The sequence below is a fragment of the Cesiribacter andamanensis AMV16 genome (assembly GCF_000348925.1).
Taxonomy (GTDB): Bacteria; Bacteroidota; Bacteroidia; order Cytophagales; family Cyclobacteriaceae; genus Cesiribacter; species Cesiribacter andamanensis.
The window spans coordinates 1-13,515 of the sequence record NZ_AODQ01000058.1; the positions used below are offsets into that span (position 1 = coordinate 1).

Consider the following 13,515-nt stretch of genomic DNA (forward strand, 5'->3'; position numbering starts at 1 on the left):
CTGGCAGCCATTGCCGCCCTTAAGCAGGCCAACCCTTCCATTGAGGGGGCACTGGGCAATATCCCCAATGTGAATGACGTAGCGTACTTTAATGTAGTAGCCTGGGACAACCTGGCCCTTAGCGCCGAACAGGCCGCTCAATTGAATGCAGGCTTCTCTGCACAGCTGGATGCTGGCATCAAGCAGCAGGTTGAAGCTGTGGTAGTGCGCGACATGATCATTCCGCAGGTAGCCCAGGGGGTTGTGTATCAGCAAGCCTTTGATGGCGCCAAAGCACAGGGCGCTACAGATGAGCAGGCCCAGCAGGCGGCAACCGCCTATGTAGCTTCTGCCGAAGGACAGGCCGCCATTCAGGGCCTGACGGGCAGCCTGAGAACATCCCAGGAACCAGCACAGGTTTATGCGATCGTTCAGCAGCAGTTAGCCTCCGATCCTGTACAGGCGCAGGTGAATGCTGCCGTGCAGCAGCAAATTACCCAGCTGAAAGCGGGCAAGCTGTATCCTGTATTTACGGAAGGACGCAATGGCTTTGTGGTAGCCAGCAACGATAGCCCAACAGGCATCAAGCAACTGGCTGCTGGTGAAAAAATCACCCTTACAGCTCTTTCAGCTGGCATTCTTACGGCTGAAGGCCTTGCTGGGTTAAATTATGTTATTCCTGACCGCTATGCACTGGATGCGTTTGAGCTACAGCGTATCCAGGCCGCTACAACTGCCTACAATACCATTATCGCTGAAATTGCTGCTGAGAATACCTTTGCCCTGGTAGATATCAATGGTATTCAGGCCAGACTTAACACATCAGGCATTAATGAAGGTGGCAGACAGTTTACTTCTGCTTTTATCACCGGTAACCTGTTTAGCCTTGATGGCGTGCATTCTACCCAGGCAGGCTATGCCCTGCTGGCCAAAGAATTCATCATGGCCATCAATAGCTACTATGGCGCCAAGCTTCCGCTGCCCGATGTAAGCCTATATCCTACCCTTCCGCTGCCCGCACCGGTGCAGTAAGGCATACCCTACAAATGGCCGGTTCATCCCCGGCCATTTTTCAAAATTAATCGATGTTGGAACATTATTTTTGAAAATAGTGTTGGACCTTATATCTGAAAAACTATACATTTGCATATCCAAACCAGAAAACATACTAACCCCCTTGCTATGAAATTAAACAAATCCCTACTGGCGCTGCTGTTTGCCGGTGCTGTATTTACCGCCTGCGATACCAAACCCAGCGGCACCGAAGCAGAAGTAGCTGAAGCACAGGAAGTAGCCGACATTCAGGGCGATGCTACCCTGCAGGTTGACAAAGCGGCCAGCCAGGTAGCCTGGATCGGCCTTAAGCCCGGTGGTCGCCACTATGGCACTTTTGGCATCCAGAATGGCGAACTGATTGTAGAAAATGGCAGCGTAGCCGGCGGATCTTTCACCATTGACCTGAACGATATCAATGTGCAGGACATGGAAGGTGAATACCGCGATAAACTGACCGGCCACCTGAAATCAGCCGATTTCTTTGATGTGCAGAACCACCCAACCGGCCAGTTTGTGATCACCTCGGTAAGTCCGCTGGAAGGCAGCAGCGCTGATGCAGCCCTTACCGAAGAATCCAGAAAAGAAGTAGACAATGCTGCCGATGCCTTTCTGCCTGAAGTACAGAACCCTACCCACCGGGTGAGCGGCAACCTGACGCTGCGCGACAAAACCCTGAACGTAACCTTCCCTGCCCGCATTGAAATGACCGATGCCGGACTGCAGGCGAAAGCCCGCTTTGTAATTGACCGTACCCAGTGGGGCATTACCTTCCGCGACGATACCAGCCCGGTTAACCGCGCCAAAGACGAGGTGATCTTCAACAACGTAGCCGTAGGCTTTAACCTGCAGGCAAAACAATAAGCTTTTTTCAGTTAGTTTAGCGTTAAGGGAAGTTCCAATTGGGACTTCCCTTTTTTTATCTTTGCCCCCATGCAGCAGGAGCACTTCCCCCTATCCCCAGGCCAACATGAGCCTTTTATCCAGCAGGCCCTGCAATGGGGGTATCAGGAAGCACCCTACCTGGCCTATTATGACCACTGCAATATTTCCTATCCCTTTGCCCCCTTTCCCCGCATGCTGGGCCTTGGGGCCCGCCCCCTGCCTGGCCTGGGAAACACCTCCTTTGAGCAGCTGCAGGCACACTGGCAGCAGCAGCCCGACTGGTACCTGGGGTATTTCTCCTACGAGCTTAAGAACGGCATCCACGGGCTTAGCAGCAACAATCCGGATCGGCTAGCGTTTCCGCACAGCAGCTTTTTTTCCCCTGATCACCTCCTGATCTTTGCCGAAGGGGGGGTCACCATCCGCAGCACCCACGCTCCCCGCAGGCTCTACCAGTCCATTACGCAAACCCCTCTAGCCCCCCTGGAGGCCTGCGCCCCCGCCCACCTGCAGCGGGACATGAGCAAGGGGGAGTATCTGAGCAAGGTAGCAGCCGTAAAGAACCATATCCTGGAAGGCGACTGCTATGAGCTGAACCTTTGCATGCAATTCTGGGACCCCTCCTATCAGGAAGACCCCCTGCGGCTCTTCCGGCAGCTAACAGCAGCCTCACCAGCCCCTTTTACCAGCTTTCAGCGCCATGGGGAGCATTTCCTGATCTCTGCCTCCCCGGAGCGATTTCTGCGCAAACAGGGAGATGCGCTGCTCTCCCAACCCATCAAGGGCACCATGCGCCGTGGGGCCACCCCAGAGCAGGACCAGGCCCTGCGCCGGCAGCTGACCGAAAGCGAAAAAGACCGGGCCGAAAACCTGATGATCGTAGACCTGGTGCGCAACGATCTGGCCCGCAGCAGTGCCTGGGGGTCGGTGGCCGTGCCGGAGCTTTTCGGCATTTACAGCTTCCGGCAGGTGCACCAAATGATCTCTTCCATCAGCAGCCGTTTACGTCCAGGCACCCCCTTTACGGAAGCTCTCAGGCTGGCCTTCCCCATGGGCAGCATGACGGGGGCCCCCAAGCGCATGGTTATGGAGCTGATTGACCGCTACGAAACCAGCCAGCGCGGCCTGTACAGCGGCGCCGCCGGATTTATTACCCCTCAGGGCGATTTTGACTTCAATGTAGTGATCCGCAGCCTGCTCTACAACCGGCAAAAAAAGGTGCTTTCCTTCTCAGTTGGCGGGGCCATTACCTGGGACTCAGATCCCGAACAGGAGTACCAGGAATGCCTGCTGAAAGCCAGCGCCATGCTGCAGATGCTGCATGCGCAAATCCGGGACGAATAAGCCTGCCAAATTGTCACAGTTTCTGGGAATTTCGTATATTTGCCCCCTGTTAGTAGCGAATAGAAAAGCCCCATATGAAGAACCTGGTTCAGGACATAGATCTGCTGCAGCCGGAGGCCCCCGGCACCGAAGAAAGCTGTGGCTATAAAGTTTCCGAAGAAGTAAATACCGGCAAGCGGCGCAAGCTTTACATTGAGAGCTATGGCTGCCAGATGAATTTCTCCGACTCCGAGATTGTCACTTCCATCATGCAGAAGGAAGGATTTGACACCACCAGCCAGCCCGAAGGGGCCGATATCATCTTTCTGAACACCTGCTCCATCCGGGAAAAGGCCGAGCAGACCGTGCGCAACCGCCTGACCCATTTCAATGGGCTCAAGCGTCAGAAACCCGAGCTGATGGTGGGCATCCTGGGCTGCATGGCCGAGCGCCTCAAGGAAAAGCTGCTGGAAGAAGAAAAGATCGTAGACCTGGTCGTGGGCCCCGATGCTTACCGCGATCTGCCCAATCTGATCTCTGAGGCCGATGCCGGCCAGAAGGGGGTAAACGTTTTCCTCTCCCGCGAAGAGACCTATGCCGACATCAGCCCGCTGCGCCTCAACTCCAATGGGGTAACGGCCTTTATCTCCATTATGCGGGGCTGTGACAACATGTGTTCTTTCTGCGTAGTGCCCTTTACCCGGGGCCGGGAGCGCAGCCGCGATCCTCATTCCATTGTGGCCGAAGCACGCCAGCTCTTTGCCCAGGGCTACCGAGAGGTAACGCTACTGGGCCAGAATGTGGACAGCTACAAATGGTCGCCGGAAGAGAACAACAAAGCACGCCTGGAAAAAGGGGGGATCGCCAATGTGGTGAATTTTGCCCATCTGCTGGAAATGGTAGCTACCATCCACCCCGATCTACGGGTGCGTTTCTCCACCTCGCACCCCAAAGACATTACCGATGAGGTATTGCACACCATGGCCCGCTATGAAAATATCTGCAAATACATTCACCTGCCCGCCCAGAGTGGTAACAGCCGGGTGCTGGAGGTCATGAACCGCACCTATGACCGGGACTGGTACCTCAACCGGGTAGACGCCATTCGCCGCATTCTGGGCCAGGAGTGTGGCATCAGCTCTGACTTTATAGCCGGCTTCTGTACCGAAACCGAAGCCGAGCACCAGGATACCCTGAGCCTGATGGAGCTGGTGAAGTATGATTTCAGCTATATGTTCTTCTACAGCGAACGCCCCGGCACCCTGGCCGCCAAAAAATATGCAGATGATATCCCCCTGGAGGTAAAGAAACGCCGCCTGAACGAGATCATCCAGAAGCAGCAGGCCCACTCCCTGGAGCGCAACAAACTGGAGATCGGCAAGGTGCAGCGAATCCTTATCGAAGGCACCTCCCGAAAATCAGACCAGCAGCTACAGGGCCGCAACAGCGCCAACAAAGTGGTAGTTTTTGACAGAGGCGATCTGCAAAAAGGCCAGTATGTAAACGTGCTGGTGACCGGCTGTACCGGTGCTACTCTATTTGGCGAAGTGGTCAATTAATTTTTTGATTGTGAAAGCTGCAGTACTGGAGAAGGACCTGCTCATAACAGCCCTGCTCCCCCTGCTTCCCGCCATTCACCCACTCATTCATTAGGCTCAGGTGACAGAACAGGAACTACAAACCATAAAATTACGCTTCGGCATTGTGGGCAACTCCCCGCTGCTGAACCACGCCATAAAGGTAGCCGCTCAGGTAGCCCCTACGGATATGACAGTGCTCATTACCGGTGAGAGCGGTGTGGGGAAGGAATCCTTTTCCAAGATCATCCATAACCAGAGCACCCGCAAGCATGGCCAGTTCATTGCCATCAACTGTGGCGCCATTCCGGAAGGCACCATTGATTCCGAGCTGTTTGGCCATGAAAAAGGGTCCTTTACCGGCGCCTCAGAGGCTCGCAAGGGGTATTTTGAGGTAACCAACGGGGGTACCATCTTTCTGGATGAGATTGGCGAGATGCCCCTGGGTACCCAGGCCCGCCTGCTGCGCGTGTTGGAGAATGGCGAATTTATCCGCGTAGGTTCCTCCAAGGTACAGAAAACCGATGTGCGGGTAGTGGCCGCCACCAATGTAAACCTGCATGTGGCGGTAGAAAAAGGCAAGTTCAGGGAAGACCTCTATTACCGGCTCAATACCGTGCCCATCTACGTACCCCCCCTGCGGGAGCGGGGCGATGATGTGGAGCTGCTGTTTATGAAATTTGCCTCCGATTTTGCCGAGCGCTACCGGGTGCGCCCCATCAAACTGGAGCCGCAGGCCGTGCAGGTGCTGCTGAGCTACCGCTTTCCGGGCAACATCCGCCAGCTTAAAAACCTGGTGGAGCAGATCAGCGTGCTTGAGCTGGAGCGCGACATTACAGCTGACACCCTGCGCCGCTACCTGCCCCAGGAAGGCAGCCTTGTGCCCGCCATTGTGCCCCGCATGCAAAAGGGCGATGATAACTTTACCGAGCGGGACCTGCTTTACAAGGTGCTGTTTGAAATGCGGCGGGACCTGACCGATCTTAAGAAACTGGTGCACGAGGTGCTGCAGCACGAGAGCTACGGCAGCCAGATTCTGCATGAGCACAGCAACCTCTTTGATGGCCTGGAAGACCTGCAGGACACTGACCGTTTTGACGATGAGCCGGTTGTCCCCGACACCCTGCCCCTGCGTATTGACCGGCCCACCAACCGCCCGGCAGAGCCCTCACCCGCCTATGATCTCTCCCGGGTAGAAGATATTGCCCATGAGATGGAGGAAGATGAATCCCTCTCGCTGGAGAAAAAAGAAAAGGAAATGATCGTAAAAGCGTTACGTAAGAACAATAACAAGCGGAAATGGGCGGCCCAGGATCTGGGCATCTCGGAACGCACCCTGTACCGCAAAATCAAACAGTATGAAATTGAAGAGTAGCGCCCGTATACAGCTGCTGCTGATGGGGATTCTGCTGAGCCTGCAGGGCTGCGGCTTCTACTCCTTTACCGGCACCAACCTGTCTCCCACCATCAGAACCATCACCATACAGCCCTTTGTAAACGAATCGGGTGGCGGACCTCCCACCCTTTCCCAAACCTTTACTGAGGGACTCAGAGATTTCTATCAGCGCAATACCAACCTCACCATTACCCCCAACGATGGAGATCTGCTGGTGGAAGGGATGATTGTAGGCTGGGACCTGGCCCCCGTAGCACCCACCGCCTCCGGCACCGATGAGCGCGGTGACCTGGCCGGGCAGCAGCGCCTTACCATTGCCGTGCGGGTGATCTTTGTGAATACCCAGGATGAAAGTGCAAGCTTTGAACGGAACTTCTCCTACTGGGCGGACTACAACCCCAACCAGACCGACCTGCAGAGCGCCGAGCCCCGCCTGATCGATGAGATCTTTGAGCGGATTATTTTTGATGTATTCAACGCTACGGTAGCGAACTGGTAATATTTTGTTAACTTAAGAAAAAACTAAAGGGCTTGAACCGGACCAAACTTACCGAACTGATCAACCATCCGGAAAAGGTTACTTCCAGAGATGCCGCCATGATGGCCGATATGGCAGCCCAGTACCCCTATGCCGCCATTCTGCAGATCTTGCTGGCCAAAAGCCAGCAGCAGCATGAGCAGGCCCGTCAGTATCTGGGCACTGCGGCCCTCTATACCCCTAACCGCTCCGTACTGCGGCTGGTAATGGAAAACCGCCTGCCCGGGCTTGCCGCACAGGCCGCAGAGGCACCACAGCCCCCCCTTCAGCAGCCCCAGGCCTCGGCCTCACAGCAGGAGAGCAGTCCGCACATCAGCACTGCCTCCGGCAATGAACAGCTACTGGACCGCAGCCCCGAGCCCGAAACTGACGAGCACCAGGGCCCCTCGCCGGACTTTTACAATGAACTGCAGGAAAACCTGCGTCGGCTGAAGGCCAACCGAACTAAATCTTCATCTGCCAGCACAGGGTCGCCTGAAGAATCTCCTACAACAGAAAACGCGCAGGTCCCGGAAAAAGCCCCGCCCATTTCACCCACCGTGCAGCAGATCATGCAGGAGCACCAGGAGCAGACACTCGAAAATCCACGGGTACAGCAGCAGCGCTCCCTGATCGATTCCTTCCTGCAAAACGGCTCCATGCTGCCCCGCCGCCAGCTGCAGGACCAGCCCGCAAGTGAAAGCCCTCAGGCCGACCTGTCGCAGCCGGCCACCTTTACCCCCCCCGATCTGGCCACCGAAACCCTGGCGGCCATCATGGAGCGGCAGGGCAAAACCGAAAAAGCGATCGATATTTACCAGAAGCTTCTATTGAAATATCCCCAAAAAAGCGCTTACTTTGCAGACTGTATTGAACGGTTAAAAAAGATTGAATAGATGACAACCCTTGTAATTAGCGTAATTGTTATTATCTGCCTTCTGCTGGTACTGGTAGTATTGGCGCAGAACAGCAAAGGCGGCGGGCTTTCCTCTCAGTTTGGCGGTGCCGGCACCAGCCAGATGATTGGCGTTAAGCGCACCAGCGATCTGTTGGAGAAACTTACCTGGGGGTTTGCCATTGCTCTTTTAGCGCTAAGCCTGGTAACCAGCATTACACTTACCAACCGTCAGGCACAAGGCCCTCTTAGCCCAAATATTCAGCGCGCACAGGAAACCATCGTTCCTGGTGCAGGTACGGGAACCGGCGCCGATGCCATCCAGGGTACCGAGCAGCCCGCTGCCGATACAGCCCAATAAGAATCAATTCCTTGTACATACAAAAGCCTCTGATCGCTCAGAGGCTTTTTTTATGCTCTTTAGTCTAGGCTGTGTCTGATGAATGCTTTTGAGTCTAAAAAAGATAAATTTTTGCTTAAGGCAAAGGTTCTTTTTTGAGGCATAGCCTCAGCTACGGTGAAAAAAGACCTGCTGCCTTAAGTAAATAATTTGCTTTTTTGGGCCAAAGGGTATTCGTCAGACACAGCCTAGTTCTATTTGCCCACCTTTACGCCGCCTCGGTTAGCACCTTGCGCACAAGCTGCCGCTTGGCTACCGGCAGCAGCGTTTCCTCAAAGGGGCACTCCAGCTCCGAGAGAAACAGAAAGGTCGCTGGATTGGGCAATTCCCGGTAGCGCTTTACCAGGTTGAGCTTGATCTGCTCATAGGTATTCATAAGGGTTACGGGCTGTTGCTCCAGATACTCCAGGTTAATGCCCCCAAAGCGCTCCCCCTCCTGCTGAAACACCTGCACCTCGTAGCGATAGATGCAGGCCTCCACCTTAAGCCGTTCCTGCACCAGCAGGTAGCCCTCCCGCCGGTAGAGCGGAAAAATACCAACTGGGGTAAGGGACACCTTAGCTTCTACCCATTCGTATAAATTGCGGCCCTGCTCCAGCGCCTGCCGGATCTTGGGGATGGAAAAGGATAGAATAGCGTCCAGCTCCCGCATCAGCTCATCATCCTGCACCAGGTTTTCGTACAGGAGTTTCAACTGGCGCAGATCGGCGCCGGTAAGCTTTTTGGGCATGGCCCCCTGTAGCTGGGTCTTGCCTTCCTGCAGCTTTGTCAGGTTGCGGTAGTGCTGGATCAGGTCAGAAAGCTCCGGATAGAGTGCCTGCCGGTCAAAGGAGCGCTGCACCTCCTGCAGGTAGGCTAGCAATACCCATTTCTTGTATTCAAAATCGATCAGGCCTTCGGTAAGCCAGTTTTGGGGTAATCCTTTCATATCCTAACCGTTTCATACAACATACGAAAAACCGGCCTGAATGGCTACACTGTCTATCTGTCAGCCCCCGGGAGGCATGTCAGTTTTACTGGTTCTATTTTCATGAAAAAATGGCTTAAACAGGCCGCATTTCAGCCGGCCATACGGATTGGCATAGGAAATGCAGAAGGGTATGCAGCATGTTTAATGTGATTTTTAAACCCTAACTAAATTTTAGAAAGCGATGTCAAACGTAAACATCAAACCTCTGGCTGACAGAGTACTGGTAGAACCTGCCGCAGCCGAAGAAAAAACCGCTTCCGGCATCATCATTCCAGACACTGCCAAAGAAAAACCACAGCGTGGTCAGGTAGTGGCCGTGGGCAATGGCAAAAAAGACGAGCCTCTGACGGTACAAGTGGGCGATCAGGTCCTGTACGGCAAATACTCCGGCACAGAGATCACCATCAGCGGTAAAGATTACCTGATCATGCGTGAATCTGACATCTACGCCATTCTTTAATCAACCCATTACCCTAACACCTAAAAATTTTTAAGCATTATGGCTAAGAAAATTAATTTCGATATCGAAGCGAGAGACAAGCTGAAAAAAGGCGTTGACGCGCTGGCAAATGCCGTAAAAGTAACTCTTGGCCCCAAAGGCCGCAATGTGATCATCGACAAGAAGTTTGGTGCTCCTACTGTTACCAAAGACGGTGTTTCCGTAGCCAAAGAAATTGAGCTGAAAGACCCCATCGAAAACATGGGCGCCCAGCTGGTAAAAGAAGTAGCTTCTAAAACTGCCGATGATGCCGGTGACGGTACCACTACCGCTACTGTACTGGCCCAGGCCCTGTATACCCATGGCCTTAAGAACGTAGCCGCCGGTGCCAACCCCATGGACCTGAAGCGCGGTATCGACAAAGCCGTTAGCGCCGTAGTAAACCACCTGAAGCAGCAAAGCAAAACCATCAGCAGCTCAAACGAGATTGCTCAGGTAGGTACCATCTCAGCCAACAACGACCGCGAAATTGGCCAGATGATTGCCGATGCCATGGACAAAGTAGGCAAAGACGGTGTGATCACTGTAGAAGAGGCCAAAGGCACTGAAACCGAGGTGAAAACAGTAGAAGGTATGCAGTTTGACCGCGGCTACCTTTCTCCCTACTTCGTAACCAATGCCGATAAAATGATTGCTGAAATGGACCAGCCCTTCATCCTGATCTACGACAAAAAGATCAGCAACATGAAAGAGCTGCTGCCTATTCTGGAGCAGGTAGTACAGACCGGCAAACCCCTGCTGATCATCTCTGAAGATGTAGACGGCGAAGCCCTGGCTACCCTGGTGGTAAACAAGATCCGTGGCGCCCTGAAAATCGCTGCTGTAAAAGCCCCTGGCTTTGGCGACCGTCGCAAAGCCATGCTGGAAGACATCGCCATCCTGACCGGTGGTACTGTAATTTCAGAAGAGCGCGGCTACAAGCTGGAGAACGCTACCCTGGATTACCTGGGTACTGCCGAGAAGATCTCTATTGACAAAGACAACACCACCATTGTAAATGGTGCCGGTAGCCAGGAAGACATCAAAGCCCGCATCAACCAGATCAAGGCACAGATCGATGGTACTACCTCCGATTACGACCGCGAAAAACTGCAGGAGCGTCTGGCCAAACTGAGCGGTGGCGTTGCCATCCTCTACATTGGTGCTGCCACCGAGGTAGAAATGAAAGAGAAGAAAGACCGTGTAGACGATGCCCTGCATGCTACCCGCGCCGCCGTACAGGAAGGTGTGGTAGCCGGTGGTGGTATTGCCCTGATCCGTGCCGCTGAAGCGCTGGAAAGCGTGCAGGTAGAAAACGAAGACCAGGCTACCGGTGTGAATATAGTACGCCTGTCGCTGGAGTCTCCTCTGCGCACCATTGTGAACAACTCCGGTGGCGAAGCCAGCGTAGTGATCCAGAAGGTACGCGAAGGCCAGGGTGATTTTGGCTACAACGCCCGCGAAGACAAGTTTGAGAACATGTTCCAGGCTGGTGTGATTGACCCCACCAAGGTAACCCGTCTTGCGCTTGAGAACGCTGCTTCTATCGCTTCGCTGCTGCTTACTACCGAGTGTGTGGTAGCCGACGATCCGGAAGAAGAAAAAGGCGGTGGTGCCGGTATGCCAGGCGGTATGCCCGGTGGCATGGGCGGCATGATGTAAGCAGTCCTCGCACCTTATCTATACATAAAAAGCCCCGGAAATCCGGGGCTTTTCTTATTTTAAAGACTGGCAGTTCAGGGATAGTATACTACTGATTTAACCAATTGTGGCCCAGATCTGTGGTGCGGCCGGCCAAGGCTCACAGACCCTGGAAATACAAGTGACTTTTAAAGTTAATTTGGTATAAGATCTATCTGCAGGATGGGGAGGCTTACTTACTGCTTTCTTCCTGCAGCTCGATCATCTGGATGGGCAGGCGAATGATCTCCCGGAAATCTTCGCCGGAATGCTGCATATCTTCGTCTTCCTGCTCGTAGTACCACTTCACATAGACATTCACCCCATGCAGGTGTATTTTCTCCAGCTTGCGGAAAATATCGATCAGGCATTTGGAAGAACTTGTATTGAAGTATTCCATGCGCAGGATCAGGACGGTCTCGGACTGCGGGCAGCTGGCATACTCCTCCAGCCACTGAAGCAGGGGGCGGTAAAATTCAATGGAGTTTTCCGGAATAGACCTGCCGCTAAGCTCCAATACGCCAGTCTGCGAATTGAATTCTACACGTGGTGTCTTGGAAGTGCCTTCGAGCGTAAAGCTGTTCATGAGGTGCTAACCTTTAGTGTCCCGGATATAAAGTAAAGCCACTACCTCCGATTATCTGAAAAGATAGGATAATAAAAATTAACATGCAAAACAACAGTTAGCAGATTGTGAGATTCATGTTAATGAAAAAAAATACCCCACCAGGGTACAAAAAAAGCCCCGATCTGCATCGGGGCTTTTTGGCTTATTTCAAGAATAGGCTTAGGAAGCGCTGCTTTCAAGGAGCTGTCCTGTCTGTGCTTCTTTTTCTTCATCGTGCCCATATTCGGTACCATGGGTGAGCTTGTTGATCTGTTTGGCCAGGACCATCAGCAACCCGCCAAGCAGTATGGTAACGGCTGCAATGCCCGCAAAGATCTCCAACTCTCCCTGACGCTGGGCCCAAATACCGATAAGGCCGGCCAGGAAATTGCCCATGCCCGTTACGGCAAAGTAAAGCCCCATCATGGAAGCTACAATGCGCGGGGGAGCTACCTTGGTGATAAAGGACAGTGAAACAGGAGAAAGGGCCAGTTCTCCCAGTGTATGGAAGAGGTAAGCCAGCACCAGCCAGGACAGGGCCGATTTGCCATCGCCTGAGCCATCACGCTCCAGGGCTGCCATGACCATGTAGACAAAGCCTATGCCCAGCACCGCAGTGCCGAGGCCCATTTTAAAGATCGAAGACAAGTTAACATTGCGCTTGGCCAGGGCAATCCAGATCCAGGCCACAATGGGTGCGGTGGTAATAATAAAGAAGGAGTTTAACCCCTGCAGCCAGGAGGCGGGCACTTCCCAACCGAAAACAAAACGATCAGTATAATCCCGGGCATAGAGGTTCATCAGGCCACTGGCCTGCTCAAAAGAGGCCCAGAAGATCAGTACAATGATAAAGGAAAGGCAAATGGCCAGAATGCGGTCCCGTTCTTTCTTGGTGAAGCCTTTGTGGGCTGGTTTTGCCGCCGCCTGATCTTTGGTGAAGATCTGATCCTGCTTTTCGATGTCCACAATATGCGCCAGGTACTTGCGCCCGGTAATGAACACCAGTTGCCCCAGTAACATACCAAAGCCAGCCAGAGAGAAGCCATAGTGCCAGCCAATGCGCTCGCCCACATAACCTACTATAATGGACGCCAGCAGGGCTCCTACATTGATGCCCATGTAAAATATGGTAAAACCAGCATCGCGCCGGGCATCCCCCTGCCGGTATAAGCCCCCAACCAGGGTTGAAATATTGGGTTTCAGCAGGCCCGTACCAAACACAATCAGGGCCAGGGCCAGGTAAAAGGTAACTTCGGTGGGTACGGCCATTAGAAAGTGGCCTGCCACCAGCGTAAAGCCTCCATACATAACAGCTTTGCGCTGGCCTATGAGTTTATCGGCTATAATCCCTCCGGGTATGGACATGATGTAGACCAGGGCCGTATAGATAGAGAGCAGCAGCAGCGCACTCTCATTGTCCCAGCCAAAACCACCCATGGTGGTGGAGGTGAGAAACAAAACCAGAATACCCCGTAAGCCGTAATAACTGAAGCGTTCCCACATTTCGGTAAAGAAGAGCACCATCAGTCCCTTTGGATGTCCGAACAGTGTTCCACCTGTGTCTACAAAAGCAGGAGCATGACCGCCGGAAATTTTTTGTTTTTCTGACATATTACGTTAGCCGATTTTAAGAAAATAAAATTTTATGAAGCGTTTAAAGGTAGTATTTGCATTTCGTTAAAACAAACTTCTGCCTTTTGTGGTAATAGGCTTACTGCACTTTTTAAAAAACCCCACTACCAAATTTATCGTTTT

Annotated in this window: 12 protein-coding genes and 1 pseudogene; 10 read left to right on the forward strand and 3 right to left on the reverse strand. The window is 53.2% G+C overall.

Annotated features, from left to right (window positions below):
• From ADICEAN_RS21225 to secG, 8 genes and pseudogenes are all read left to right on the forward strand, one after another.
• Positions 1 to 1,011: pseudogene (locus tag ADICEAN_RS21225) on the forward strand (hypothetical protein); the annotation flags it as partial.
• Between the two features lie 150 nt (positions 1,012 to 1,161).
• On the forward strand, positions 1,162 to 1,896 hold the full coding sequence (locus ADICEAN_RS11660; RefSeq protein ID WP_009195803.1) for a YceI family protein: 735 nt from the start codon (positions 1,162 to 1,164) through the stop codon (positions 1,894 to 1,896).
• A gap of 69 nt (positions 1,897 to 1,965) precedes the next feature.
• Positions 1,966 to 3,261 (forward strand): anthranilate synthase component I family protein, encoded by a 1,296-nt coding sequence (locus ADICEAN_RS11665; RefSeq protein WP_009195804.1) that lies wholly within the window; start codon positions 1,966 to 1,968, stop codon positions 3,259 to 3,261.
• Between the two features lie 74 nt (positions 3,262 to 3,335).
• Positions 3,336 to 4,799, forward strand: a complete 1,464-nt coding sequence (gene miaB, locus ADICEAN_RS11670; protein ID WP_009195805.1) for a tRNA (N6-isopentenyl adenosine(37)-C2)-methylthiotransferase MiaB — start codon at positions 3,336 to 3,338, stop codon at positions 4,797 to 4,799.
• 100 nt (positions 4,800 to 4,899) lie between these two features.
• The gene (locus ADICEAN_RS11675; RefSeq protein WP_009195806.1) at positions 4,900 to 6,192 is read left to right on the forward strand and encodes a sigma-54 interaction domain-containing protein; all 1,293 of its coding nucleotides are present in this window, start codon (positions 4,900 to 4,902) and stop codon (positions 6,190 to 6,192) included.
• A complete protein-coding gene (lptE, locus tag ADICEAN_RS11680) occupies positions 6,176 to 6,712 on the forward strand; it encodes an LPS assembly lipoprotein LptE (RefSeq protein WP_009195807.1) in 537 nt (178 codons plus the stop codon). Before ADICEAN_RS11675 ends, lptE begins: the two co-directional genes overlap by 17 nt.
• A gap of 32 nt (positions 6,713 to 6,744) precedes the next feature.
• Positions 6,745 to 7,626, forward strand: a complete 882-nt coding sequence (locus ADICEAN_RS11685) for a tetratricopeptide repeat protein (protein ID WP_009195808.1) — start codon at positions 6,745 to 6,747, stop codon at positions 7,624 to 7,626.
• Positions 7,627 to 7,986: a preprotein translocase subunit SecG gene (gene secG / locus ADICEAN_RS11690; protein ID WP_009195809.1), complete on the forward strand. Its 360-nt coding sequence runs from the start codon at positions 7,627 to 7,629 to the stop codon at positions 7,984 to 7,986.
• Positions 7,987 to 8,233: 247 nt separating this feature from the next.
• Here the strand turns inward: secG and ADICEAN_RS11695 are convergent, their stop codons facing one another.
• Complete coding sequence (locus tag ADICEAN_RS11695; RefSeq protein WP_009195810.1) at positions 8,234 to 8,953, reverse strand: hypothetical protein; 720 nt, start codon at positions 8,951 to 8,953, stop codon at positions 8,234 to 8,236.
• Positions 8,954 to 9,176: 223 nt separating this feature from the next.
• On the opposite strand from ADICEAN_RS11695, the gene ADICEAN_RS11700 reads away from it, so the two are divergent.
• Together ADICEAN_RS11700 and groL are read left to right on the forward strand one after the other, a co-directional pair.
• Complete coding sequence (locus ADICEAN_RS11700) at positions 9,177 to 9,455, forward strand: co-chaperone GroES (RefSeq protein WP_009195811.1); 279 nt, start codon at positions 9,177 to 9,179, stop codon at positions 9,453 to 9,455.
• Between the two features lie 39 nt (positions 9,456 to 9,494).
• Positions 9,495 to 11,135 (forward strand): chaperonin GroEL, encoded by a 1,641-nt coding sequence (gene groL, locus ADICEAN_RS11705; RefSeq protein ID WP_009195812.1) that lies wholly within the window; start codon positions 9,495 to 9,497, stop codon positions 11,133 to 11,135.
• A gap of 211 nt (positions 11,136 to 11,346) precedes the next feature.
• On the opposite strand, the gene ADICEAN_RS11710 is transcribed toward groL, so the two are convergent.
• Both ADICEAN_RS11710 and ADICEAN_RS11715 read right to left on the reverse strand, forming a co-directional pair.
• Positions 11,347 to 11,739 (reverse strand): DUF1987 domain-containing protein, encoded by a 393-nt coding sequence (locus ADICEAN_RS11710; protein WP_009195813.1) that lies wholly within the window; start codon positions 11,737 to 11,739, stop codon positions 11,347 to 11,349.
• 201 nt (positions 11,740 to 11,940) lie between these two features.
• Entirely contained in the window at positions 11,941 to 13,371 is a 1,431-nt protein-coding gene (locus ADICEAN_RS11715; protein WP_009195814.1) for a peptide MFS transporter, read from the reverse strand.
• Between the last annotated feature and the right edge of the window lie 144 nt (positions 13,372 to 13,515).

Bases quoted from the DNA above. Each gene is read 5' to 3' on its own strand.
- ADICEAN_RS11660 (WP_009195803.1), top strand. From the start codon at position 1,162: ATGAAATTAAACAAATCCCTACTGGCGCTGCTGTTTGCCGGTGCTGTA.
- ADICEAN_RS11665 (WP_009195804.1), top strand. From the start codon at position 1,966: ATGCAGCAGGAGCACTTCCCCCTATCCCCAGGCCAACATGAGCCTTTT.
- miaB (WP_009195805.1), top strand. From the start codon at position 3,336: ATGAAGAACCTGGTTCAGGACATAGATCTGCTGCAGCCGGAGGCCCCC.
- lptE (WP_009195807.1), top strand. From the start codon at position 6,176: ATGAAATTGAAGAGTAGCGCCCGTATACAGCTGCTGCTGATGGGGATT.
- secG (WP_009195809.1), top strand. From the start codon at position 7,627: ATGACAACCCTTGTAATTAGCGTAATTGTTATTATCTGCCTTCTGCTG.
- ADICEAN_RS11695 (WP_009195810.1), bottom strand. From the start codon at position 8,953: ATGAAAGGATTACCCCAAAACTGGCTTACCGAAGGCCTGATCGATTTT.
- ADICEAN_RS11700 (WP_009195811.1), top strand. From the start codon at position 9,177: ATGTCAAACGTAAACATCAAACCTCTGGCTGACAGAGTACTGGTAGAA.
- groL (WP_009195812.1), top strand. From the start codon at position 9,495: ATGGCTAAGAAAATTAATTTCGATATCGAAGCGAGAGACAAGCTGAAA.
- ADICEAN_RS11710 (WP_009195813.1), bottom strand. From the start codon at position 11,739: ATGAACAGCTTTACGCTCGAAGGCACTTCCAAGACACCACGTGTAGAA.
- ADICEAN_RS11715 (WP_009195814.1), bottom strand. From the start codon at position 13,371: ATGTCAGAAAAACAAAAAATTTCCGGCGGTCATGCTCCTGCTTTTGTA.